Source organism: Fervidicella metallireducens AeB, assembly GCF_000601455.1.
Taxonomy (GTDB): Bacteria; Bacillota; Clostridia; order Clostridiales; family Caloramatoraceae; genus Fervidicella; species Fervidicella metallireducens.
In genome coordinates, this window is record NZ_AZQP01000076.1 from 1 (window position 1) to 5,113 (window position 5,113).

Below are 5,113 nucleotides of genomic sequence, written 5' to 3' on the forward strand. Positions count from 1 at the left end.
TATCCATTGGATGTTGTAAAGCTTTTACATCCCATTGATATTACTGAGCTTTCAACTCTTCCAATGGTATCAAATATATAAGTGATCGCCACTCCATTATTTAGCTAATTTGTTACATTTAAGAATAATTCTCTTCATTTTTTACTTTTTTTCATTACCCCAAACTACTATCCCCTGTACTATAAAGTTGAAAGACGATATTATAACTAATATCCACTTCCTTCCAAACTATTGTTGACCGTCCCTGATATCCTGATACTAATACCTAGTCCCTTGTATTTACCCTCATTCCACTAAACTATTCTTAAATGTCCCCATTGATGTGGTCAGTAGAAGTCATAAAAAGTGACACCTTTTATAAAATTCTTAAAAAATCTCCTTAAAAGCTTTAGATTTAGCTTAAGACAAATCATAAAATGTTTGTCCTGCCAAGTTTTCAAGCATTTGGCGAGTACGTAGATTTTATTCTACGGCAAGCTTCCTATTTGTATAGCCAAATAGTTGAAATTGGGTAATCCCAAACCCTTATAATTTGAAAACCGCCTTTGCTTATGCAAAGGCGGCAATAGGTTAATTGACTATCATTATTTTAGTTTTTGTTGATACCTCAACATATTGTATAATACATTTTCTAATTAACTATATATTACTATTTTATAGGACACGTAGGCATATCTTCGTCATACTCTACGCCTCTTATATTATACATTTGAGACAATCTATTAATTTCACTTATTAACCATTCATGAAAACTTTCCCATTTCAAAAGAATATCTGTTGAATCAGCTTCACATAGATAAACTTTACTTGATTCAATACCATTTTTCATATCAAACATTACTCTTGACCCATCCCAAGAATATCCTCCAAAAAACACCCATGAATCTGGACATCCCTCTGGTCTTTCACTATTCATTGAAATCAAGTCATATGGTTGAATTGCTTCATCACCTTGACGCACATATGATTTTCTTATACCCCAAATACTCAAACTATCTGAAAATATATTTAATCCATTTGATTCATTTAAAAATTCTTCAAAGTCTAATGGTAATCCATATATTAATTTATTTTTAAGACTATTTATATCATTACTAGATGCTTTACCATATATTATATGCAACCACGCCTCTGGTGCAATATGAGGCACATGACAAATCATTTTTGTTCCGTTATTAAGTTCTCTAATTCCACCCTCTTCCCATTTACTTAATAAATTAAATATTTCTTTGGATTTTACTTTCATATACTATTCCTCCTCTATCTTCTATAAATCAATCTACCAGTTGTCTGGTTTCTCCAATTACCTCCATGCTTTTTAAGATGTTCAGAACGCTTTAAAAATCTAATATTACTAGGAAGACCTGCTAAATGAGGATACTTTTTAACACTATTTATATGATGTCCATGATAACCTCTTACTTTACCTGTTGACAATAACTCCTTCTTTTCCGCTTTATTCCAAGCCCTAGTACCTTTACCAGTTGCTTTAACGAGCTGTTGTTCTTCTTTCCATGCTATTCTAACCGCACTCCTTCTCATACTTGCGATGCTTTTACTTGCTGCTCTTACTGCTGTTCCTCCACCAGTAGCTCCTGGTATAAATGCACAACCTATATCAGCAGATAGTGCTACCCATGCAGTTACACTAGTTGGTGAAGATGCTACATATGATATACTCCTTCCAATAGAAATTATGTCAAATATAGTATCAAGCATAAAACCCGTTGAATCTGTTTCATTTATAGGGTCATTCATGCAATACGCAAATAGGTTACTGCCTAGTAATTCACCTTTTAATATTTCTGCTATCTCTACATCATCCGCATTTAACATGCGACAAAACTCAGGACTATAATAACGTGAGTTTAAATAATACATTCCAGCTTCAGTATCGTATCTATATCCTCTATATCTATAAGGATTCTTAACCCCTACACTATCCTTCAAGCTTCCTTCTATTGATATTAGCTTGCCCCATGAATCGTAGGTATATGAAACCACCTGGGTTCCTGTACCATCTAACAACCCTAATATATCACCCTGAGCATTCCTTATATAATAGTACTCCACCCCGTTTAACTTCATGGCTATTAGATTATCGCTGCTGTCGTAGGAGTAGTAAATTGTATCGGTTCCATTTGATTCAAATGTTACCTTATCCCCAACAAGATGATATTTTGTTGTTACAGTTCCTACTGTTTTTTCTGTTCTTATTCCCTCTGCGTTGTATTTAAAGAAGGCATTTATTCCGTTTCCTGAAATACTTGCTAATTGGCGTCCCATTTCCCAGGTGTAGGTTTATCCATTGGATGTTGTAAAGCTTTTACCTCCCATTGATATTACTGAGCTTTCAACTCTTCCAATGTACAATGGTATCAAATATCAAGTGACTGCTGCTCCATTATTTAGTGAATACGGTGAACTCGGTACATTTAAGAATAATTCTCTTCATTTTCTGCAATTTTTTCATTACCACAAACTACTATCCCCTGTACTATAAAGTTGAAAGAGGATTTTATAACTAATATCCCCTTCCTTCCAAACTATTCTTGACTGTCCCTGATATCCTGATACTAATACCTAGTCCCTTGTATTTACCCTCATTCCACTAAACTATTCTTAAATGTCCCCATTGATGTGGTCAGTAGAAGTCATAAAAAATGACACCTTTTATAAAATTCTTAAACAATCTCCTAAAAAGCTTTATATTTAGCTTAAGACAAATCATAAAATATTTGTCTTGCCAAGTTTTAAAGCATTTGGCGAGAACGTAGATTTTATTCTACGGCAAGCTTCCTATTTGTATAGCCAAATAGATGAAATTGGGCAATCCCAAACCCTTTTATTTTGAAAAACCGCCCTTGCATACACAAAGGCGGTAAATAAGGTGATTGACTTATATTGTTTCTAAAAATTCTCTATAATCTGTATAACTTGTGTAACTAAACTTTCATCATAATTCGGTCCATATACAAAAATTAAATTATCTCCATCATGTCCTTTTATAAAAACCGAATCTGCATATTTATTTTGTATAATACCTATTCCATATTCTTCAGGTTTTATCTTATCATATATTTCTTCATACTTTTCCCAAGCAAGAAGTTTACTCGGACTAAAAATGTAACTCCTTCAAAATACTTCCACAATGCTAAAATTTGCACATAAGTATCTTCATTAATCGTTAGAAATCCAATGCTATCAAATCTTTCATCGTCTATTTTATATTTTATCAGATATTTTCCATTAGAATTTAAATACGCAGGTATTTCATTTCTAAACTTTCGAATTTCTTCATCTGTTAAGAAAAAATTGTTTTCTCTCCGAAAATGGAAATAGTATCCTTCTCCTATTGTTAATCTTTTTATAATATCCTTCAGGTTTTCTGCTGAATCAATATCATCAATGTCAATTCCTTTAATAATAATCATATTAATTTGGTTTTTCAATTTTCTCTTTAATATTTGCAATATACTACTACCTCACATTCATTTAACATATAAAAAAATTCTAGTCTTAATATACATATTTCAAACCTTTCTATTTAAATAATATTACCAAAATTTCTTAGGCTTTCCGAAATCCCAAGGTGCAAGACTTCTATGAATGCTCTTAGCCGCTTTTCCAGTACCCCAGTGACCATGTAAACCATCAACTGGGTCTAAATCTATCCTAAATTTTGGTTTTTTTACCGAAACTAACGTTCCCCCACCTTTGTTTGGATTCTTATATAATACTTCTGCCTTCTTTCCGACCTTAAAGCCATATCCTTTATTACCATTAAATATAACCTTTGATACTACCTTAGCCGCTACTGTTTCCGCTGCTGCACCAACACAACCCCACATAAATCCATCAGCTGCTCCATCAATAGCTCCTCTTAAAACACCTTTCCTACCACCACTAATATACCCTGAAACTGCTCCTATACCAGCACCAATAGCTGCAGAACTTCCAGCTACTTGTAAAGCACCAAGTAACGCTGGTGCAGCGGCTCCTCCAGTAGCAACTGTTGCTGCTACAGCAACTCCAACTGCTACTACCCCAATCGTAACTTTTGCCCAATTGGGTAATTTCCAAAAACCATCATCATCAGAGTGATTTACAGGGTCGTTTGTACAATATGCGAATAAATTCTTCCCTAACAGCTCATGTTGTTGAGTCAAGATATCTGTATCATCCGCATTTAACATGCGACAAAACTCAGGACTATAATACCTACTTTGAAGATAATACAACTGCGTCTCCTCATCATACCTATATCCTCTATATCGGTAAGGGTTCTTTACTCCTACACTATCCTTTAAGCTTCCTTCTATTGATATTAGCTTGCCCCATGAATCGTAGGTATATGAAACCACCTGGGTTCCTGTACCATCTAATAATCCTATTATATCACCCTGAGCATTCCTTATATAATAGTACTCTGCTCCATTTAGTTTCATGGATATTAGATTGTCGCTGCTGTCGTAGGAGTAGTAAATTGTGTCGGTTCCATTTGATTCAAAGGTTACCTTATCCCCAACAAGATGATATTTTGTTGTTACTGTTCCTACTGTTTTTTCTGTTCTTATTCCCTCTGCATTGTATTTGAAGGAGGCATTTATTCCGTTTCCTGAAATACTTGCTAATTGGCGTCCCATTTCCCAGGTGTAGGTATATCCATTGGATGTTGTAAAGCTTTTACATCCCATTGATATTACTGAGCTTTCAACTCTTCCAATGGTACAATGGTATCAAATATCAAGTGACTGCTGCTCCATTATTTAGTGAATACGATGAACTCGGTACATTTAAGAATAATTCTCTTCATTTTTTACTTTTTTTTCATTACCCCAAACTACTATCCCCTGTACTATAAAGTTGAAAGAGGATTTTATAACTAATATCCCCTTCCTTCCAAACTATTCTTGACTGTCCCTGATATCTAAATTTAAAAGCTTTATTGTCAAGGGATTTAGGTTGATTTGAAACAGTTGTTAACACATCTGTTGCATCTGTTTCACTTCCCTTTGACCAGAAGGTTGGTGTCGTTGTGCCAAATTTAAAATCACCATTTTCAACGAGATTATACCTATTTGCAATTGAGCCACTTTCTAATTGAAGTGCG

The 5,113-nt window shown here is 34.1% G+C and carries 5 protein-coding genes; all 5 read right to left on the bottom strand.

From position 1 onward, the window contains the following. Positions 1-649: 649 nt before the first annotated feature. Positions 650-1,246 carry an SMI1/KNR4 family protein gene (locus Q428_RS14705; RefSeq protein WP_051515178.1) on the bottom strand — a complete coding sequence of 199 codons (597 nt, stop codon included), beginning with the start codon at positions 1,244-1,246 and terminating at the stop codon, positions 650-652. A 14-nt stretch (positions 1,247-1,260) separates the two neighbouring features. After that, positions 1,261-2,286 (bottom strand): RHS repeat-associated core domain-containing protein, encoded by a 1,026-nt coding sequence (locus Q428_RS14710; protein ID WP_051515179.1) that lies wholly within the window; start codon positions 2,284-2,286, stop codon positions 1,261-1,263. A 779-nt stretch (positions 2,287-3,065) separates the two neighbouring features. Further along, complete coding sequence (locus tag Q428_RS13250) at positions 3,066-3,452, bottom strand: hypothetical protein (RefSeq protein ID WP_161633634.1); 387 nt, start codon at positions 3,450-3,452, stop codon at positions 3,066-3,068. Between the two features lie 105 nt (positions 3,453-3,557). Next, positions 3,558-4,697, bottom strand: coding sequence for an RHS repeat-associated core domain-containing protein (locus Q428_RS15040; protein WP_084478390.1), 1,140 nt, complete (start codon positions 4,695-4,697; stop codon positions 3,558-3,560). A 136-nt stretch (positions 4,698-4,833) separates the two neighbouring features. Beyond that, the coding region (locus Q428_RS15530; RefSeq protein ID WP_035381712.1) for a hypothetical protein at positions 4,834-5,113 on the bottom strand (280 nt) is incomplete at its 5' end.

Coding starts and splice junctions, on each gene's coding strand:
- Q428_RS14705 (WP_051515178.1), bottom strand. CDS start 1,246: ATGAAAGTAAAATCCAAAGAAATATTTAATTTATTAAGTAAATGGGAA.
- Q428_RS14710 (WP_051515179.1), bottom strand. CDS start 2,286: ATGGGACGCCAATTAGCAAGTATTTCAGGAAACGGAATAAATGCCTTC.
- Q428_RS15040 (WP_084478390.1), bottom strand. CDS start 4,697: ATGGGATGTAAAAGCTTTACAACATCCAATGGATATACCTACACCTGG.